General features: G+C 66.0%; 15 protein-coding genes and 1 pseudogene. 11 read left to right on the forward strand and 5 right to left on the reverse strand.

Features of this window, described 5'->3' with window-relative positions; all coding sequences use genetic code 11:
- Positions 1 to 390: 390 nt before the first annotated feature.
- Genes BUB20358_RS09450 through gcl form a run of 3 tightly spaced genes read right to left on the reverse strand, consistent with a single transcriptional unit; the run spans position 391 to position 3,954 of the window.
- Complete coding sequence (locus BUB20358_RS09450; RefSeq protein WP_006764157.1) at positions 391 to 1,281, reverse strand: 2-hydroxy-3-oxopropionate reductase; 891 nt, start codon at positions 1,279 to 1,281, stop codon at positions 391 to 393.
- A gap of 41 nt (positions 1,282 to 1,322) precedes the next feature.
- Complete coding sequence (gene hyi / locus BUB20358_RS09455) at positions 1,323 to 2,132, reverse strand: hydroxypyruvate isomerase (RefSeq protein ID WP_006764158.1); 810 nt, start codon at positions 2,130 to 2,132, stop codon at positions 1,323 to 1,325.
- A gap of 46 nt (positions 2,133 to 2,178) precedes the next feature.
- Positions 2,179 to 3,954, reverse strand: a complete 1,776-nt coding sequence (gene gcl, locus BUB20358_RS09460) for a glyoxylate carboligase (protein ID WP_006764159.1) — start codon at positions 3,952 to 3,954, stop codon at positions 2,179 to 2,181.
- Between the two features lie 164 nt (positions 3,955 to 4,118).
- On the opposite strand from gcl, the gene BUB20358_RS09465 reads away from it, so the two are divergent.
- The 10 genes from BUB20358_RS09465 to BUB20358_RS09510 all read left to right on the forward strand — a co-directional run bounded on the left by BUB20358_RS09465 (position 4,119) and on the right by BUB20358_RS09510 (position 11,734).
- Complete coding sequence (locus BUB20358_RS09465; RefSeq protein WP_006764160.1) at positions 4,119 to 5,030, forward strand: LysR family transcriptional regulator; 912 nt, start codon at positions 4,119 to 4,121, stop codon at positions 5,028 to 5,030.
- Positions 5,031 to 5,184: 154 nt separating this feature from the next.
- Entirely contained in the window at positions 5,185 to 5,829 is a 645-nt protein-coding gene (locus tag BUB20358_RS09470) for an RNA polymerase sigma factor (RefSeq protein ID WP_035972237.1), read from the forward strand.
- Entirely contained in the window at positions 5,819 to 6,730 is a 912-nt protein-coding gene (locus BUB20358_RS09475; protein WP_035972238.1) for an anti-sigma factor family protein, read from the forward strand. The genes BUB20358_RS09470 and BUB20358_RS09475 overlap by 11 nt, the downstream gene beginning before the upstream one ends.
- 227 nt (positions 6,731 to 6,957) lie before the next feature.
- Entirely contained in the window at positions 6,958 to 7,332 is a 375-nt protein-coding gene (rpsF, locus tag BUB20358_RS09480) for a 30S ribosomal protein S6 (protein WP_006402295.1), read from the forward strand.
- Between the two features lie 39 nt (positions 7,333 to 7,371).
- Positions 7,372 to 7,671, forward strand: a complete 300-nt coding sequence (gene priB / locus BUB20358_RS09485; RefSeq protein WP_035972240.1) for a primosomal replication protein N — start codon at positions 7,372 to 7,374, stop codon at positions 7,669 to 7,671.
- Between the two features lie 3 nt (positions 7,672 to 7,674).
- Positions 7,675 to 7,950, forward strand: coding sequence for a 30S ribosomal protein S18 (gene rpsR / locus BUB20358_RS09490; RefSeq protein ID WP_006486248.1), 276 nt, complete (start codon positions 7,675 to 7,677; stop codon positions 7,948 to 7,950).
- Between the two features lie 27 nt (positions 7,951 to 7,977).
- Complete coding sequence (rplI, locus tag BUB20358_RS09495) at positions 7,978 to 8,430, forward strand: 50S ribosomal protein L9 (RefSeq protein ID WP_006764164.1); 453 nt, start codon at positions 7,978 to 7,980, stop codon at positions 8,428 to 8,430.
- A 135-nt stretch (positions 8,431 to 8,565) separates the two neighbouring features.
- Positions 8,566 to 9,948 (forward strand): replicative DNA helicase, encoded by a 1,383-nt coding sequence (locus tag BUB20358_RS09500; protein WP_006764165.1) that lies wholly within the window; start codon positions 8,566 to 8,568, stop codon positions 9,946 to 9,948.
- A gap of 138 nt (positions 9,949 to 10,086) precedes the next feature.
- Positions 10,087 to 10,713, forward strand: a complete 627-nt coding sequence (locus BUB20358_RS09505) for a DUF47 domain-containing protein (RefSeq protein WP_006764166.1) — start codon at positions 10,087 to 10,089, stop codon at positions 10,711 to 10,713.
- A 10-nt stretch (positions 10,714 to 10,723) separates the two neighbouring features.
- On the forward strand, positions 10,724 to 11,734 hold the full coding sequence (locus BUB20358_RS09510; protein ID WP_006764167.1) for an inorganic phosphate transporter: 1,011 nt from the start codon (positions 10,724 to 10,726) through the stop codon (positions 11,732 to 11,734).
- Between the two features lie 237 nt (positions 11,735 to 11,971).
- Here the strand turns inward: BUB20358_RS09510 and BUB20358_RS09515 are convergent, their stop codons facing one another.
- Positions 11,972 to 13,078, reverse strand: a complete 1,107-nt coding sequence (locus BUB20358_RS09515) for a C40 family peptidase (RefSeq protein ID WP_035972242.1) — start codon at positions 13,076 to 13,078, stop codon at positions 11,972 to 11,974.
- A 236-nt stretch (positions 13,079 to 13,314) separates the two neighbouring features.
- Positions 13,315 to 15,114, reverse strand: coding sequence for a PhoH family protein (locus BUB20358_RS09520; protein WP_035972243.1), 1,800 nt, complete (start codon positions 15,112 to 15,114; stop codon positions 13,315 to 13,317).
- Between BUB20358_RS09520 and BUB20358_RS28665 the strand changes: the two are divergent.
- Positions 15,010 to 15,236, forward strand: a pseudogene (locus BUB20358_RS28665) (hypothetical protein); the annotation flags it as partial. The gene BUB20358_RS09520 and the pseudogene BUB20358_RS28665 sit on opposite strands and share 105 nt — an antisense overlap.
- Positions 15,237 to 15,391 lie beyond the last annotated feature (155 nt).

Here is a 15,391-nt window from a genome sequence, read left to right on the forward strand (position 1 = left end):
TCTCTGAAGGCGTGGCGAAAGTGTAGGCGTTTACCGCGACGATTGCATGAAAAATCGCGCGTACGAACGTCAAGAAATGTAATACGCGAAATCCGACAGGCGGACACCCGACGACGACGTCTGACCGACCAAGGCTTCCCCGGCGTCGCCGGGTGCCGCTGCGGACCCCACTACGCCGCTCTCAGCCCAGAGCGGCGTTTTTCGCCCCATCGCGCATGCGTTCGACGTGCGCGGCGGGGCGCCCCACCGTGATGCGCGAACGTGCCGCGCACCGCTGCGACCGTTCGCGGCCGCATTGCTCGTTTCTGTCGCTGTCGCGCGTCCGCCATCGCGGCGGATCGCGCGGTATCGCATCCGTCGTGCGGCCGCCGAGCCGCGGCCGCGCGCCGGTCAGTTCTGCGTCTTCTCGATTTCGAAGTTCGACATGATCTCGAGCGCACGCACGAGCGCCGAGTGATCCCATGCCTTGCCGCCGTGCGATGCGCACACGCTGAACAGCTGCTGCGCGCTTGCCGTATGCGGCAGCGCGAGGCCGAGCTTGCGCGCGCCGTCGAGCGCGAGGTTCAGATCCTTCTGATGCAGCTCGATGCGAAAGCCCGGATCGAACGTGCGCTTCGTCATCCGCGCGCCGTGCACTTCGAGAATGCGCGACGCCGCGAAGCCGCCCATCAGCGCCTGACGCACGCGTTCCGGATCGGCGCCCGAACGTGCGGCGAACAGCAGCGCTTCGCCGACCGCCTCGATGTTCAGCGCGACGATGATCTGGTTGGCGACCTTGCAGGTCTGGCCCGCGCCGTTGTCGCCGACGAGCGTGATGTTCTTGCCCATCTTCTCGAACAGCGGCTTCGCGCGCTCGAACGCTTTCTGCGGACCGCCGACCATGATCGTCAGCGACGCTTCGCGTGCGCCGACTTCGCCGCCGGACACCGGCGCATCGAGATAGTCGCAGCCGAGCGCGTTGATCTGCTTCGCGAATTCCTGCGTGTCGAGCGGCGAGATCGAGCTCATGTCGATCACGAGCTTGCCGGCCGTCAGGCCGTTCGCGACGCCGTCGTCGGCGAACAGCACGTTACGCACGTCCGGCGTGTCCGGCACCATCGAGATGACGATGTCCGCGTTCTTCGCGACTTCGGTCGAGTTCGCGACGACCTTCGCGCTCGCACGCAGGTCGTCGGGGACCGGGAACGCGCCGTTCACGACGAGCTGATGGTCGGCCTTGAGCAGGTTGCGCGCCATGTGCGCGCCCATGATGCCGAGTCCGATGAAACCGATGATTGCCATGTGAAAGTCTCCTATAGGGGCGAATGACGCAACGGCGGAATTCAGGCGGCGCGGCGCGCCGAGCCCGGTGCGCAGCCGGCGACGCTTTGCAGCCAGCCGAGCCCTTGCGTCGTGGTGGTGCGCGGCTTGTATTCGCAGCCGACGTAGCCGGCATAGCCGAGCCGGTCGAGCAGCGCGAACAGGAACGCGTAGTTGATCTCGCCGGTGCCCGGTTCGTTGCGGCCCGGATTGTCGGCGAGCTGCACGTGGCCGATCGATGCGAGGTTGCGCTCGATCGTCGCGGCGAGTTCGCCTTCCATGCGCTGCATGTGATAGATGTCGTACTGCAGGAACAGGTTGTCCGAGCCGACCGCGCGGATCACGTCGAGCCCTTCGGACGAACGGTTCAGCGCGAAGCCGGGGATGTCGAAGCTGTTGCACGGCTCGACGAGCAGCCGGATGCCTTCGCGCTTCAACGCATCGGCCGCGAAGCGCAGGTTGTCGACGATCGTGACGAACGTCTTGTCGCGCGCGGTGCTCGCCGACGGAATGCCGACGAGGCAGTTCAGCTGCGGCACCTTCAGCGCCTTCGCATAGTCGATCGCGCGGCCGACGCCTTCCTGGAACTCGCCGACGCGATCGGGCAGGCACGCGATTCCGCGCTCGCCCTGGTCCCAGTTGCCGGCCGGCAGGTTGTGCAGCACGACGCGCAGGCGATGCGTTTCGAGCCGCTCGGCGAGTTCCTCTTTCGCGTACGGATACGGGAACAGGAACTCGACGGCGTCGAAGCCGGCCTGCGCGGCCGCGTTGAAGCGGTCGAGGAACGGCACCTCGTTGAACAGCATGGTCAGGTTTGCAGCAAACTTCGGCATGAGCTAAGCCTCTTCGGTCGGTCAGTCGGTCAAAAGGTCGTGCGTGTCAATCGAGCATCGAGATTGCGGTCGGCGCATGCTCGGCTTTTTCGGCGAGCGCCTCGAATTCGTTGATCGCGTCGATCTCGGCGCCCATCGAAATGTTCGTCACGCGCTCGAGGATCACTTCGACGATCACCGGCACGCTGAACTGTTCGGCGAGCGATTGCGCGTGCTTCAGCGCCGGCTCGATCTCCTCCGGCTTGAACACGCGCAGCGCCTTGCAGCCGAGGCCTTCGGCCACCGCCACGTGATCGACGCCGTAGCCGTTCAGCTCGGGCGCGTTCACGTTGTCGAATGCGAGCTGCACGCAGTAGTCCATGTCGAACGCGCGTTGCGCCTGGCGGATCAGCCCGAGGTACGAGTTGTTCACGACGACGTGCACGTACGGCAGCTTGAACTGCGCGCCCGCCGCGAGCTCTTCGATCATGAACTGGAAGTCGTAGTCGCCGGACAGCGCGACGATCGGGCGGGACGGATCGGCCGCCCGCACGCCGAGCGCGGCGGGAATCGTCCAGCCGAGCGGGCCTGCCTGCCCGCAGTTGATCCAGTTGCGCGCCTTGAACACGTGCAGGAACTGCGCGGCGGCGATCTGCGACAGGCCGATCGTGCTCACGTAGCACGTGTCGCGGCCGAACACCTTGTTCATCTCTTCGTACACGCGCTGCGGCTTGATCGGCACGTCGTCGAAGTGCGTCTTGCGCTGCAGCGTGCGCTTGCGCTGCTGGCATTCGGCGACCCACGCGCTGCGGTCCTTCAGCTTGCCGGCCGCCTTCCATTCCTGCGCGACCGCGACGAACAGTTCGAGCGCCGCCTTCGCGTCCGACACGATCCCGAGATCGGGGCCGAACACGCGGCCGATCTGCGTCGGTTCGATGTCGACGTGTACGAACTTGCGGCCCTTCGTGTAGACGTCGATGCTGCCGGTGTGGCGGTTCGCCCAGCGGTTGCCGATGCCGAGCACGAAGTCGGACGCGAGCATCGTCGCGTTGCCGTAGCGGTGCGACGTCTGCAGTCCGACCATGCCGGCCATCAGCGGATGGTCGTCCGGAATCGCGCCCCACGACATCAGCGTCGGGATCACCGGCACGCCGACCGTTTCGGCGAACTGCACGAGCAGATCCTCGGCGGCCGCGTTCAGCACGCCGCCGCCGGACACGATCAGCGGCTTGTCCGCGTCGCTGAGCATCGCGAGCGCCTTTTCGATCTGCGCGCGGGTGGCCGCCGGCTTGTAGACGGGCAGCGGCTCGTACGTGTCGATGTCGAATTCGATCTCGGCGAGCTGCACGTCGATCGGCAGGTCGACGAGCACCGGGCCCGGGCGGCCCGAGCGCATCAGGTGGAATGCCTGCTGGAACACGCGCGGCACGAGCGCCGGCTCGCGCACGGTGACCGCCCACTTGGTGACGGGCTTCGCGATCGATTCGATGTCGACGGCCTGGAAGTCTTCCTTGTACAGACGCGCGCGCGGCGCCTGGCCGGTGATCGCGAGGATCGGAATCGAGTCGGCCGATGCCGAGTAGAGGCCGGTGATCATGTCGGTGCCGGCCGGGCCGGACGTGCCGATGCATACGCCGATGTTGCCGGGCGCGGCCCGCGTGAACCCTTCGGCCATGTGCGACGCGCCTTCGACGTGGCGGGCGAGCACGTGGCTAATGCCGCCCGACTTGCGCAGCGCCGAGTAGAACGGGTTGATCGCGGCGCCCGGCACGCCGAACGCGGTCTGGATGCCTTCTTTCTCGAGCACGAGAACGGCGGCGTCGACGGCTCTCATCTTGGCCATGAATGTCTCCTTGAATGTGCGGATCTGGCGAATCGATCTGTTGCGGACACTTTAGGGATGCAGGAAAGGTTTGATAAGATCCGCCGAAGTCGCTTATTTCGAAACTAAAAGTATGGAATGACGACCGGACGGGCGTTCGGCCGGCGTCGCAGCGGAGACGACAGATGGATCGGTTCAAGCAGATCGAGACGTTCGTGCGCGTCGCGGACGCGGGCAGCCTCGCGGCCGCGGCACTTGAGGAGGGCGTGTCGCCCGTGGTGCTCGGCCGGCGCATCGACGCGCTGGAAAAGCGCCTCGGCGTGAAGCTGATGTACCGGTCGACGCGGCGGCTCGTCGTCAGCGAGGAAGGCGCGGCGTTCCTCGAGCGCTGCCGCGGGCTGCTGTCCGAATGGGATCAGGCGGAGAACGAGCTGGCCGCCGGGCGGCGCGCGGTCAGCGGGCATCTGATCGTGTCGGCGCCGGCCGCGTTCGGCCGCAAGCACGTCGCGCCGCACGCGCCGGGTTTTCTTGCCGACAAGCCGGAGATGCAGCTGTCGTTCAACCTGACCGACCGCGTCGTCGATCTGGTGCGCGAAGGCTACGACCTGTCGATCCGGATCGGCGGCGCGGTCGACCCGAACTTCGTCGCGGTGAAGCTCGCGTCGAACCGGCGCGTCGTGTGCGGCACGCCGGAGTATTTCCGCCGCCACGGGCGCCCGAAGTCGCTCGACGACCTGCTGAAGCACAACTGCCTGGCGTTCAACCTGCAGGGCGGTCAGAACCGCGGCTGGTATTTCCAGCGCCACGGCAAGATCGTCACGATGCGCGTGACCGGCAATCTCGACTGCAACGACGGCGAGCTGCTGCATCGCTGGGTGACCGAGAGCCTCGGGCTCGGCTGGCGCTCGACGTGGGAAATTGCCGCGCAGCTCGAAACCGGCGAGCTCGAAACCGTGCTCGACGACTACGCGCTGCCCGACTACGACATCCTCGCGGTCTATCCGCAGCAGCGCTACGTGCCCGCGCGCGTGCGCTATTTCATCGACTATCTGCGCGACGCGTACGCGCGCCCCGGCTACTGGAGCAGCACGCCGTAACGGCGGCGGGCCGCTTCGGTTGTTGCGTTCCATCCGCGTTCGGCGGGAATAAACTCGACGCAGCGGCGGTAAGGTGATCGAGCGGACGCGGTCGGCGAGTCCGGCACGATGCGGCAACGGACGCGGCTTCGGCCGCCGGGACGACGGAGGTCACGTGGGGCAAGCCGGACAGGCGGCGGACGACAGCGCAGCGGACGACGCGGCAGCGCGCGGCGAGCGGTTTCGCACGCTCGTGCTGCCGCATCTCGATGCCGCGTACAACCTCGCGCGCTGGCTGACCGGCAGCGCGGGCGACGCGGACGACGTCGTGCAGGACGCGTGCATGCGCGCGCTGCGCTTCGTCGATGCCTGCCGCGGCGACAACGCGCGGCCATGGCTGCTGACGATCGTGCGCCACACCTGGTACACCGAATGGCGCCGCCGCACGCATGCGCAGGAAGTCGCGCTGCCCGACACGCTCGACGACACCGACGTTCCGGACGACTGGCAGCCGGCAACCGAGGATCCGCTCGCGCAGTTGCTGCGCGGCGAGAACGTCCGGCTCGTGAACGCCGCGCTCGCGACGCTGCCGGCCGAATATCGCGAGGTGCTCGTGCTGCGCGAGATGGAAGACCTCAGCTATCGGGAGATCGCGGCGATCGCGGACGTGCCGGTCGGCACGGTGATGTCGCGGCTCTCGCGCGGCCGGCGCCGGCTCGCCGCGCTGCTCGGCGACGGTGCGCAGGCGTCGTCGTCCGGCACGAGGACAGCGCGCGCGGCGGCGGGCGGAACCGCATCGGAGGCTATCGATGGACTGTAACGAAGCGCGAGCGTGGCTGGACGCGGACGTCGACCGCGAGCTGTCGGCGCCCGACGCGTTGCGCGTCCAGCGGCACGTCGAACGGTGCGATGCGTGCCGTCGCGAACGCGAGCGGATCGTTGCGCTCGCGCGGGCCGTGCGTCAGGCCGACTATCACCGCACACCCGATGGGTTGCGAGCGGGCATCCTCGCGCGTCTGCCGGTCGAGAGCGGTGCGAGCGGGGCGGAATCGGCGCGGCGATCGGAATTGGGATCTCGATCGCAGCCGCAACCGCAGCCGCAGCCGCGCGGCCGCCGCTGGTTCTCTTGGCCGGCCGGTCGCGGCATATCGCCGCGTTCGGCGGCCGCCGGCCACGGCACGCGCGTCGGCTCGCATGTCGTGGCGTGGCCGGCGCTGGGCTGGGCTGTCGCATTGACGATTGCCGCGGCGGCGGCCGGAGTCGCGCTGTCTGCGCGCCACGCCGACACCGACCGAATGGTCGACGAACTCGTTGCGAGCCACGTGCGGGCCGGCTTGTCGGCGCGCGACATCGACGTGATCTCGACCGATCGGCACACGGTCAAGCCATGGTTCAACGGCCGCCTCGACTATGCGCCGCCGGTCGAGGATCTCGCCGCGAGCGGCTTCGCGCTGGCCGGCGGCCGGCTCGACTATGTCGGGCGCCGCCGTGTCGCGGTGCTCGTGTACCGCTATCGGCAGCACGTGATCGACGTATATGTACTGCCGTCGGCCGAAGGGCGGGGGCGCGAACCGTACGCGACCGTCTCGGAAGGCTACGCGCTCGATCGCTGGAACGCGGCCGGAATGACGTGGTGGGCAGTGACCGATGCGGAACCGTCGGCGCTGACGGCGTTCAGGGAGGCGCTCGACGCGCGGCTCGCGGGCGCGCGCAGCGAGTGACGGAAGGGTCGGAAGTGTCCTGTCGCTCCGACCCTGTTTTTCTCGTCGCCGCGATCCCGGCCGCTTCTACCGGATCGCGCGTTCAAGTCGTTGAAAACACGGCCGAATCCGGCCGCGAATTGTCGATTCGTATTGCACGCGCCCCGTATCCGGGTTAGAATCTCCGGCTTCTCACTTGCCACACCGGTTCAGACGCCCGGGTGGCTTCTATCCACAAGGAGTGTGTAATGCGTCATTACGAAATCGTCTTCATCGTGCACCCCGATCAAAGCGAGCAAGTGCCCGCGATGATCGAGCGTTACAAGACCACGATCACGTCGCACGGCGGTCAGATCCACCGCGTCGAAGACTGGGGCCGTCGCCAACTGGCCTACATGATCGAGAAACTCGCGAAGGCTCACTACGTCTGCATGAACATCGAGTGCGACCAGACGACGCTCGACGAGCTCGAACACGCGTTCAAGTTCAACGACGCCGTGCTGCGTCACCTCATCGTCAAGATGAAGAAGGCCGAAACCGGCCCGTCGCCGATGATGAAGGAAGTTCAGCGCGAAGAAGCCAAGAAGGCGGCTGCTGCTCAGCCGACCGAAGCGCAGGCTTAAGCTCGTAGTCATTAAGCCACCAAGGAGCGCGCCACTCACGTGAACAGGTTGCAATTGACGGCGAGCGTCGTCGAGCGCGCACCGGTGCGATACACGCCGGCCGGCGTTCCGATCGCAAGCGCCACGTTGCATCACCGCACGGAAGTCGTCGAAGCAGGCATTCGCCGCCAGGTCGAAATGACGATCGAGGCGGTGGCGGCCGGCGACGCGAGCGGCAGCCTGGAAAGTCGTGAGATGGGCGTCGAGACGCTGTTCACGGGCTTCCTCGCAAAGAAGAGCCGCAACGCGAGAACCTTGGTGTTTCACATCACAGCATTGCAGGACATTGGAAAGGACTGAATCATGCCCCGCCCGACTGGTAAGAAATTCGACAAGCGTCGTCAGCAACAAAACCCGCTCTTCAAGCGCAAGAAGTTCTGCCGTTTCACGGCTGCAGGCGTCGAGCAGATCGACTACAAGGACACGGAAACGCTGAAGGACTTCATCGGCGAAAACGGCAAGATCACGCCGGCTCGCCTGACGGGTACGAAGGCCCACTATCAGCGTCAGCTGGACACGGCAATCAAGCGTGCGCGTTTCCTCGCGCTGCTGCCGTACACCGATCAGCACAAGGCGTAATCAGGCGACGCAATAAGGAGAATTCGAATGCAAATCATTCTGTTGGAAAAAGTCGCCAATCTGGGCAACCTCGGCGATATCGTCAAGGTCAAGGACGGTTACGCTCGCAACTTCCTGATCCCGAACCGCAAGGCTCGCCGTGCAACGAAGGAAGCGATCGCCGAATTCGAAGTGCGTCGCGCCGAGCTCGAAAAGGTCGCCGCCGAGAAGCTGGCTGCCGCACAGGCGGTCGGCGAGAAGCTGAACGGCCAGACGTTCGAAGTCACGCAGAAGTCGGGCGTCGACGGCCGTCTGTTCGGTTCGGTCACGAACGGCGACGTCGCCGAACTGCTGAAGAAGGCAGGTTTCGACGTCGAGAAGCTGCAGGTTCGCATGCCGGAAGGCCCGCTGAAGATGATCGGCGAGCATACGGTTCAGGTCGCGCTGCACACGGACGTCGTCGTCGACGTCACGATCAACGTGATCGGCGACCACGCTTAAGCGTACGCAATCATGCCGGGCGGCTTGGCCGTCCCGACAGGGCAGGTCCGGGCAACCGGGCCTGCCTTTTTTGTTGCGTGCTCGCCGGCAATCGTATGTAGCGCTCACCTGCCTAATTCGCGATAATCCCAACCCATGAACGCGCCGCAAGACCCTCAAATCGAATCGCTGAAAGTTCCGCCGCATTCGGTCGAAGCCGAACAGTCGGTGCTGGGCGGCCTGTTGCTCGAGAACGCGGCATGGGACCGGATTGCCGATTTTCTGTCGCAGGGCGACTTCTACCGCTACGACCACCGGATCATCTTCGAGCACATCGGCCGGCTGATCGCGGCAACGCGCCCGGCCGACGTCGTGACCGTGTACGAAGCGCTCACCACGTCCGGCAAGGCCGACGAAGTCGGCGGGCTCGCGTATCTGAACGCGCTCGCGCAGAACACGCCGAGCGCCGCGAACATCCGCCGCTATGCGGAAATCGTGCGCGACCGCGCGGTGCTGCGCCGTCTCGTGTCGGTCGCCGACGAAATCTCGGCCGATGCGTTCAACCCGCAGGGCAAGGAGGTGCGCCAACTGCTCGACGAGGCCGAGGCGAAGGTGTTCTCGATCGCCGAAGAGGGCGCGCGCGGCAACCAGGGCTTCCTCGAGATCGGCCCGCTGCTCACGCAGGTCGTCGAGCGCATCGATACGCTGTACCACACCGCGAACCCGAGCGACGTTACCGGCACGCCGACGGGCTTCGTTGACCTCGACCGGATGACGTCCGGGATGCACGGCGGCGAACTGATCATCGTGGCCGGCCGGCCATCGATGGGTAAAACGGCGTTCTCGATGAACATCGGCGAATACGTCGCGGTCGAGTACGGGCTACCCGTCGCGGTGTTCTCGATGGAAATGCCCGGCACGCAACTCGTGATGCGTATGCTCGGCTCGATCGGCCGGCTCGACCAGCACCGGATGCGTACCGGCCGCCTGACCGACGAGGACTGGCCGAAGCTCACGCACGCCGTGCAGAAAATGAGCGAGGCGCAACTGTTCATCGACGAAACCGGCGGCCTGAACCCGATGGAATTGCGCTCGCGTGCGCGGCGTCTCGCGCGGCAATGCGGCAAGCTCGGCCTGATCATCGTCGACTACCTGCAGCTGATGTCGGGTTCGTCGCAAGGCGAAAACCGCGCGACCGAAATCTCGGAGATCTCGCGATCGCTGAAGAGTCTCGCAAAGGAGCTCGACGTGCCGGTGATCGCGCTGTCGCAGCTGAACCGCGGCCTCGAACAGCGGCCGAACAAGCGTCCGGTGATGTCCGATTTGCGCGAATCGGGTGCAATCGAACAGGACGCGGACGTGATCCTGTTCATCTATCGCGACGAAGTGTACAACCCGGACAGCCCCGACAAGGGGACGGCCGAGATCATCATCGGCAAGCAGCGTAACGGCCCGATCGGGCCGGTTCGGCTCACGTTCCTGGGGCAATACACGAAGTTCGACAACTTTGCAGGGGCGCAGAACTTTTACGGCGAGTAAGGCCGGTTGTAAACCGTTATTTCACCAATCGTTGTATCCCATCCCGGCGCGCGCATATACGCGCGTCGCGCCGCGACCGGAAACGGTACAATGTCGCCCGTTTTCGTGACAGTCGTTTGACCACCTCTCAGGAATCCCATGTTCGGTCGATTCATGCCCACCGAGGGCAAGTTCTTTGAACTCTTCAACGCGCACGCGAAGCACATCGTTTCCGGTGGCCGCGAGCTCGAACTGCTGATCGACAATCTCGCCGACGCCGAGATTCACAAGCAAAACGTGCAGACGGCCGAGAAGGCCGCCGACAAGCTCACGCACGAAGCGATCGATCTGCTGCACAAGACCTTCATCACGCCGCTCGACCGCGATGAGATCCACAAGCTGATCACGACGATGGACGACATCCTCGACCTGATGGAAGACGTCGCGACGGCCGTGTCGCTGTACGACGTCCAGTCCGTCACGTCGGAGGCGAGCCAGCTCGCGCACATCGTCACGCAGTCGGCGCAGCACGTGCAGCAGGCGGTCGCGCTGCTGTCCGACATGAAGCAGTCGGCGCAGATCCTGAAGGCGTGCGAGGAGATCGACCGCTGGGAGTCGGAGGCCGACCGCGTGCTGCGCGCGGCGATGTCGAAACTGTTCCGCGAAGAAGACGACGTGAAGACGCTCATCAAGCTGAAGGCGATCTACGAGCTGCTCGAAGAGATCACCGACAAATGCGAGGACGTCGCGAACATCATCGAAGGCATCGTGCTGGAAAACGCCTGAGCGGATCACGATGCATTCGATACAACTCGCCCTATGGATGGTCGCGACGCTGGTGCTCGTCGCGCTCGTATTCGACTTCATGAACGGCTTCCACGACGCGGCGAACTCGATCGCGACCGTCGTGTCCACCGGGGTGCTGAAGCCGCAGCAGGCCGTCGTGTTCGCGGCCGCATTCAACGTCATCGCGTATTTCATCTTCCATCTGAAGGTCGCGCAGACCGTCGGCAAGGGCACGATCGACCCGGAGATCGTCGACCACTATGTCGTGTTCGGTGCGCTCGTCGGTGCGATCGGCTGGAACGTGATTACCTGGTATTACGGGATTCCGTCGAGCTCGTCGCACGCGCTGATCGGCGGTCTCGTCGGCGCAGCGCTCGCGAAATCGGGCTGGAGCTCGCTGAACCTCGACGGGTTGATGAAAACGGTCGCGTTCATCTTCATTTCGCCGCTGCTCGGCTTCATCCTCGGTTCGCTGTTCATGCTCGGCGTGTCGTGGCTGTATTTCCGCACCGCGCCAAGCAAGGTCGATCGGCGGTTCCGGCGCCTGCAATTGCTGTCGGCCGGGCTGTACAGCCTCGGTCACGGCGGCAACGATGCGCAGAAGACGATCGGGATCATCTGGATGCTGCTGATCGCGTCCGGCTACGCGTCGGCGACGTCCGATGCGCCGCCCGCGTGGGTGATCGGCGCGTGCTATCTGTCGATGGGCCTCGGCACGCTGTTCGGCGGCTGGCGCATCGTGCGTACGATGGGCCAGAAGATCACGAAGCTCAAGCCGGTCGGCGGTTTTTGCGCAGAAACCGGCGGCGCGATGACGTTGTTCCTCGCGTCGTTCCTCGGCATTCCGGTGTCGACGACGCATACGATTACCGGCGCGATCGTCGGTGTCGGCGCGACGCAGAAGCTGTCGGCGGTGCGCTGGGGGGTTGCCGGCAACATCGTGTGGGCGTGGGTGCTGACGATTCCGGCGTCCGCGCTGATCGCGGCCGGCGGATGGTGGCTCGGTCACAGGATTTTCTGATTCGAACGCGCGATCCGGTCGCCGCTTTCCGGACGCGACGAGCGCCGCATGCCGAAAAAAGGCTGCGGCGCTTTTTTTATGGCGTTCGAAGTTCCGGGGCGAGGGCGCACACGTGGATGCGCATGCGGCTTCTTCGTGATGGCCGCGGCGCGCTCGTGCGCTCGATGCGTTCAGGGTGCGGGACGAAGCGTGCGGCGATGCGCCGGGGATGAGGTCGACCGTGCGCGCGCGACCGGCTCAATAGCTACCGTTCGCGAATCGTGCGATCGGATCGTCGGCGGCCGCATTGACCGGTGCCGATTGCGTCGATGCGCGCATGATCTGCACCGGCGCAGCAGCCGGCTCGCGCGACCACGCCTGCTGCGCAGCGGCCCGCGCCGCGGGAGGCGGCTCGAACTTGTCGCCGGCGGCGGCGAGCGCGTCCGACGGCTGGATCGCGATCGTCGGGATCGTCACGCCAGCGGGAGCGGGCGTTGCCGGCACGTCGCGCGCTTGCGAGGCCGTGTCGATCGACGTATCGGCGCCGGTCGCGGCAGTGGCTGCCGTCGCAACCGGCGGCGAAATCGCGCCGGCCGATTCGGCCTGCTGACGCGCGGCGGCAATGCGCGCTGGCGGCGGCTCGAACGGATCCGTGGCGGCAGCGCGGGGCGCCGCCGTCGACGCCGTAGCGGCGACAGGCGCGGGCGCCGGCCGTGCGCCCGATACGCGCGGTGCCGGAACCGGCGCGGCGGCGACCGCGGCGGCCGGTGCAACGGATTCGTCACGTCGCGCTTCGTAGGTCGGCGCATCGAACGGCGTCGGCGTCGCGCGCGACGGCGCGACGCGCCGAATGCCGTCGAAGCGCTTCGCCCAATACGGATTGGTCAGGTAGTCGAGCCGCACGGTGCCGCCGGTCGACGGCGCGTTCACGAAGCGCAGCTTGCCGACGTAGATGCCGACGTGCGAATGCGGCCGGCCGGTCGTGTTGAAGAAGATCAGATCGCCGGGCGCGATCTGGTCGGGCTCGATCGGCACGCCGCGGCTGCTCATGTCGGCGGTCGTGCGCGGCAGCTCGACGTCGGCTGCGCGGCCGATCACGTATCGCACGAGCCCGCTGCAGTCGAAGCCGCTCGTCGGCGTGTTGCCGCCCCAACGATACGGCACGCCGACGAGGCTCATCGCCTGGATCGAAATCTCTTCCTGGCCGACGCTGTGATCGACGAACTTCGGGAAATTGGCGGGCGGCGGGAACGCGCGCGGCGTCGTGATCTTCATGCCCGACGGGCGCGATGCCGACTGCGGCGGCACACTCGAGCAGGCCGCGAGCAGCGAAACGACGGCGACGGGAACCCAGATTCGAAGCATGGACGAGGCGGGCGAGCGATGCGCTCGCGAATCGTATGACGACAGACAGACCCGATGGTAGACGCTCCGACGGGGCTTAGGCAACCATTCCTGAGAATTTACTTGAAGTTTGACGGCTAAGTGTGGTTGCTGCGTGACGTTGCGCGAACGGGCTTGCGACCCTGAAAAGAAAAACGGCGCTCCGCAAAGGGAGCGCCGTCAGACGTTGGAGCCGGCCGACCGGCCGGCGTGCCGAGTTACAGGATATCGGACGCGTAATCGGCGAGCCGCGAACGTTCGCCGCGCGCGAGCGTCACGTGACCGCTGTGGCCCCAGCCCTTGAAGCGGTCGACGACGTACGTGAGGCCCGAGCTGCCTTCGGTCAGATACGGCGTATCGATCTGCGCGATGTTGCCGAGGCAGACGATCTTCGTGCCGGGGCCGGCGCGCGTGACGAGCGTCTTCATCTGTTTCGGCGTCAGGTTCTGCGCCTCGTCGATGATCAGATACTTGTCGACGAACGTGCGGCCGCGCATGAAGTTCATGCTCTTGACCTTCAGCCGCGAGCGGATCAGCTCCTGCGTCGCCGCGCGACCCCATTCGCCGGCGGCATCGTCGGTCTTCTGCAGCACTTCGAGGTTGTCGTCGAATGCGCCCATCCACGGCTGCATCTTCTCTTCCTCGGTGCCGGGCAGGAAGCCGATGTCCTCGCCGACGGGCACGGTCGCGCGCGTCACGATGATCTCGTTGTAGCGCTTGTCGTCGAGCACCTGCGCAAGGCCGGCCGCGAGCGCGACGAGCGTCTTGCCGGTGCCGGCCTGGCCGAGCAGCGTGACGAAGTCGATCTCCGGATTCATCAGCAGGTTCAGCGCGAAGTTCTGCTCGCGGTTGCGCGCGGTGATGCCCCACACGTTGTTCTTGTGGTGGCTGTAGTCGCGCAGCGTCTGCAGCAGCGCCGTCTTGCCGTTCAGCTCGCGGACGATCGCATGGAACGTCGGCTCGCCGTTCTGCGGCTCGAGGTAGACGAACTCGTTGACGAGCATCGACGCGACGAGCGGACCCGTGACGCGGTAGTACGTGGTGCCCGTCTTCGTGTCCTGCCAGCTTTCCATGCCTTTCGCATGCTTGGTCCAGAAATCCTGCGGCAGTTCGCGCACGCCGGTGTAGAGGAGATCCTTGTCCTCGAGCACCTGGTCGTTGAAGTAGTCCTCCGCGGGCAGGCCGAGCGCGTGCGCCTTGATCCGCATGTTGATGTCTTTCGACACCAGCACGACCTGCCGGTCGGGACGGTCGCGCTGCAGTGCGCGCACGACGCCGAGGATCTGGTTGTCGGCCTTGCCTTCGGGCAGGCCTTCGACCGGCGCGATGTCGGCGAGCTTGGTCTGGAAGTACAGGCGGCCGAGCGCGTCGCGGTTGCCGAGGCGCGACAGCGGAATGCTGGCCGAGATCGGGCCCGCGTCCGCGACGAGCGCGTCGAGCGTGCGGCTGACCTGGCGCGCGTTGCGTGCGACTTCGGACATCCCCTTCTTGTGGTTGTCGAGCTCCTCGAGCGTCATCATCGGCAGATAGACGTCGTGCTCCTCGAAACGGAAGAGGCTGCTCGGATCGTGCATCAGCACGTTGGTGTCGAGCACGAACAGCTTCTGCAGTTCGGCGTCGGCGCTCTTGCGGCCGCGCGATCTCGTCGCTGCGCCCGCATCGCGCGCGGGCGCGGCGGCCGGTTTCGCGGCGGCCGGCTGGTCGTCGCGCGCGACGGGCGCTGCCGGTTCGTGCGGCGCCTGCATCGGCTGCAGCAGTGCGGCGGTCTGCTTCGATTTGCGGCCGCGCGCGGATGCGCTTGCGGCGTCTTGCGTCGACGACGCGACCGCACGCAGCGGCGCGGCCGTGTTCGCGGCTTCGGTCATCGGTTGGGCCACGCTGGCCGGGCCATAGTCACCGGCAGTGGATGCGTCCCCTTCGGCGGATTTCTTCGCGGCTTTCGCGGGCCGCGCTTTCGCCTTGTATTCGTCGGGCGGCAGCAGGCTGCCGAGCTTGCTGGGGGGAGTAGGCAAAGGCATGGTGTCCCTCGGGAGGAATCGTGTCGCATGGCGTGCGCCGCTGATCGCATCCTGCGTGACGGAGATGCATGCAGTTTGCGCGCGGTGGCGCACAGGAATTTCGTCTAGCCGGTTCGCCTAAAAATGTCGATCAGCTCCTTGACGAGGTAAGGGCCGGACCGAGAGCCGGCGCGCAGTCCATAAAAAAAGCCGCTGCCCCGTGGACCGGGACATGCGGCTCGGCTGATACCGTCGTGATGCGCGTCAGGTGCCGGCAAGCAACGCACCGGGCACCGGC

It is taken from the genome of Burkholderia dolosa (assembly GCF_902499135.1).
Lineage (GTDB): Bacteria > Pseudomonadota > Gammaproteobacteria > Burkholderiales > Burkholderiaceae > Burkholderia > Burkholderia dolosa.

Coding starts and splice junctions, on each gene's coding strand:
- BUB20358_RS09510 (WP_006764167.1), top strand. CDS start 10,724: ATGCATTCGATACAACTCGCCCTATGGATGGTCGCGACGCTGGTGCTC.
- rplI (WP_006764164.1), top strand. CDS start 7,978: ATGCAAATCATTCTGTTGGAAAAAGTCGCCAATCTGGGCAACCTCGGC.
- hyi (WP_006764158.1), bottom strand. CDS start 2,132: ATGCCGAAGTTTGCTGCAAACCTGACCATGCTGTTCAACGAGGTGCCG.
- BUB20358_RS09500 (WP_006764165.1), top strand. CDS start 8,566: ATGAACGCGCCGCAAGACCCTCAAATCGAATCGCTGAAAGTTCCGCCG.
- rpsR (WP_006486248.1), top strand. CDS start 7,675: ATGCCCCGCCCGACTGGTAAGAAATTCGACAAGCGTCGTCAGCAACAA.
- gcl (WP_006764159.1), bottom strand. CDS start 3,954: ATGGCCAAGATGAGAGCCGTCGACGCCGCCGTTCTCGTGCTCGAGAAA.
- BUB20358_RS09515 (WP_035972242.1), bottom strand. CDS start 13,078: ATGCTTCGAATCTGGGTTCCCGTCGCCGTCGTTTCGCTGCTCGCGGCC.
- BUB20358_RS09450 (WP_006764157.1), bottom strand. CDS start 1,281: ATGGCAATCATCGGTTTCATCGGACTCGGCATCATGGGCGCGCACATG.
- rpsF (WP_006402295.1), top strand. CDS start 6,958: ATGCGTCATTACGAAATCGTCTTCATCGTGCACCCCGATCAAAGCGAG.
- BUB20358_RS09465 (WP_006764160.1), top strand. CDS start 4,119: ATGGATCGGTTCAAGCAGATCGAGACGTTCGTGCGCGTCGCGGACGCG.
- BUB20358_RS09475 (WP_035972238.1), top strand. CDS start 5,819: ATGGACTGTAACGAAGCGCGAGCGTGGCTGGACGCGGACGTCGACCGC.
- BUB20358_RS09505 (WP_006764166.1), top strand. CDS start 10,087: ATGTTCGGTCGATTCATGCCCACCGAGGGCAAGTTCTTTGAACTCTTC.
- BUB20358_RS09520 (WP_035972243.1), bottom strand. CDS start 15,114: ATGCCTTTGCCTACTCCCCCCAGCAAGCTCGGCAGCCTGCTGCCGCCC.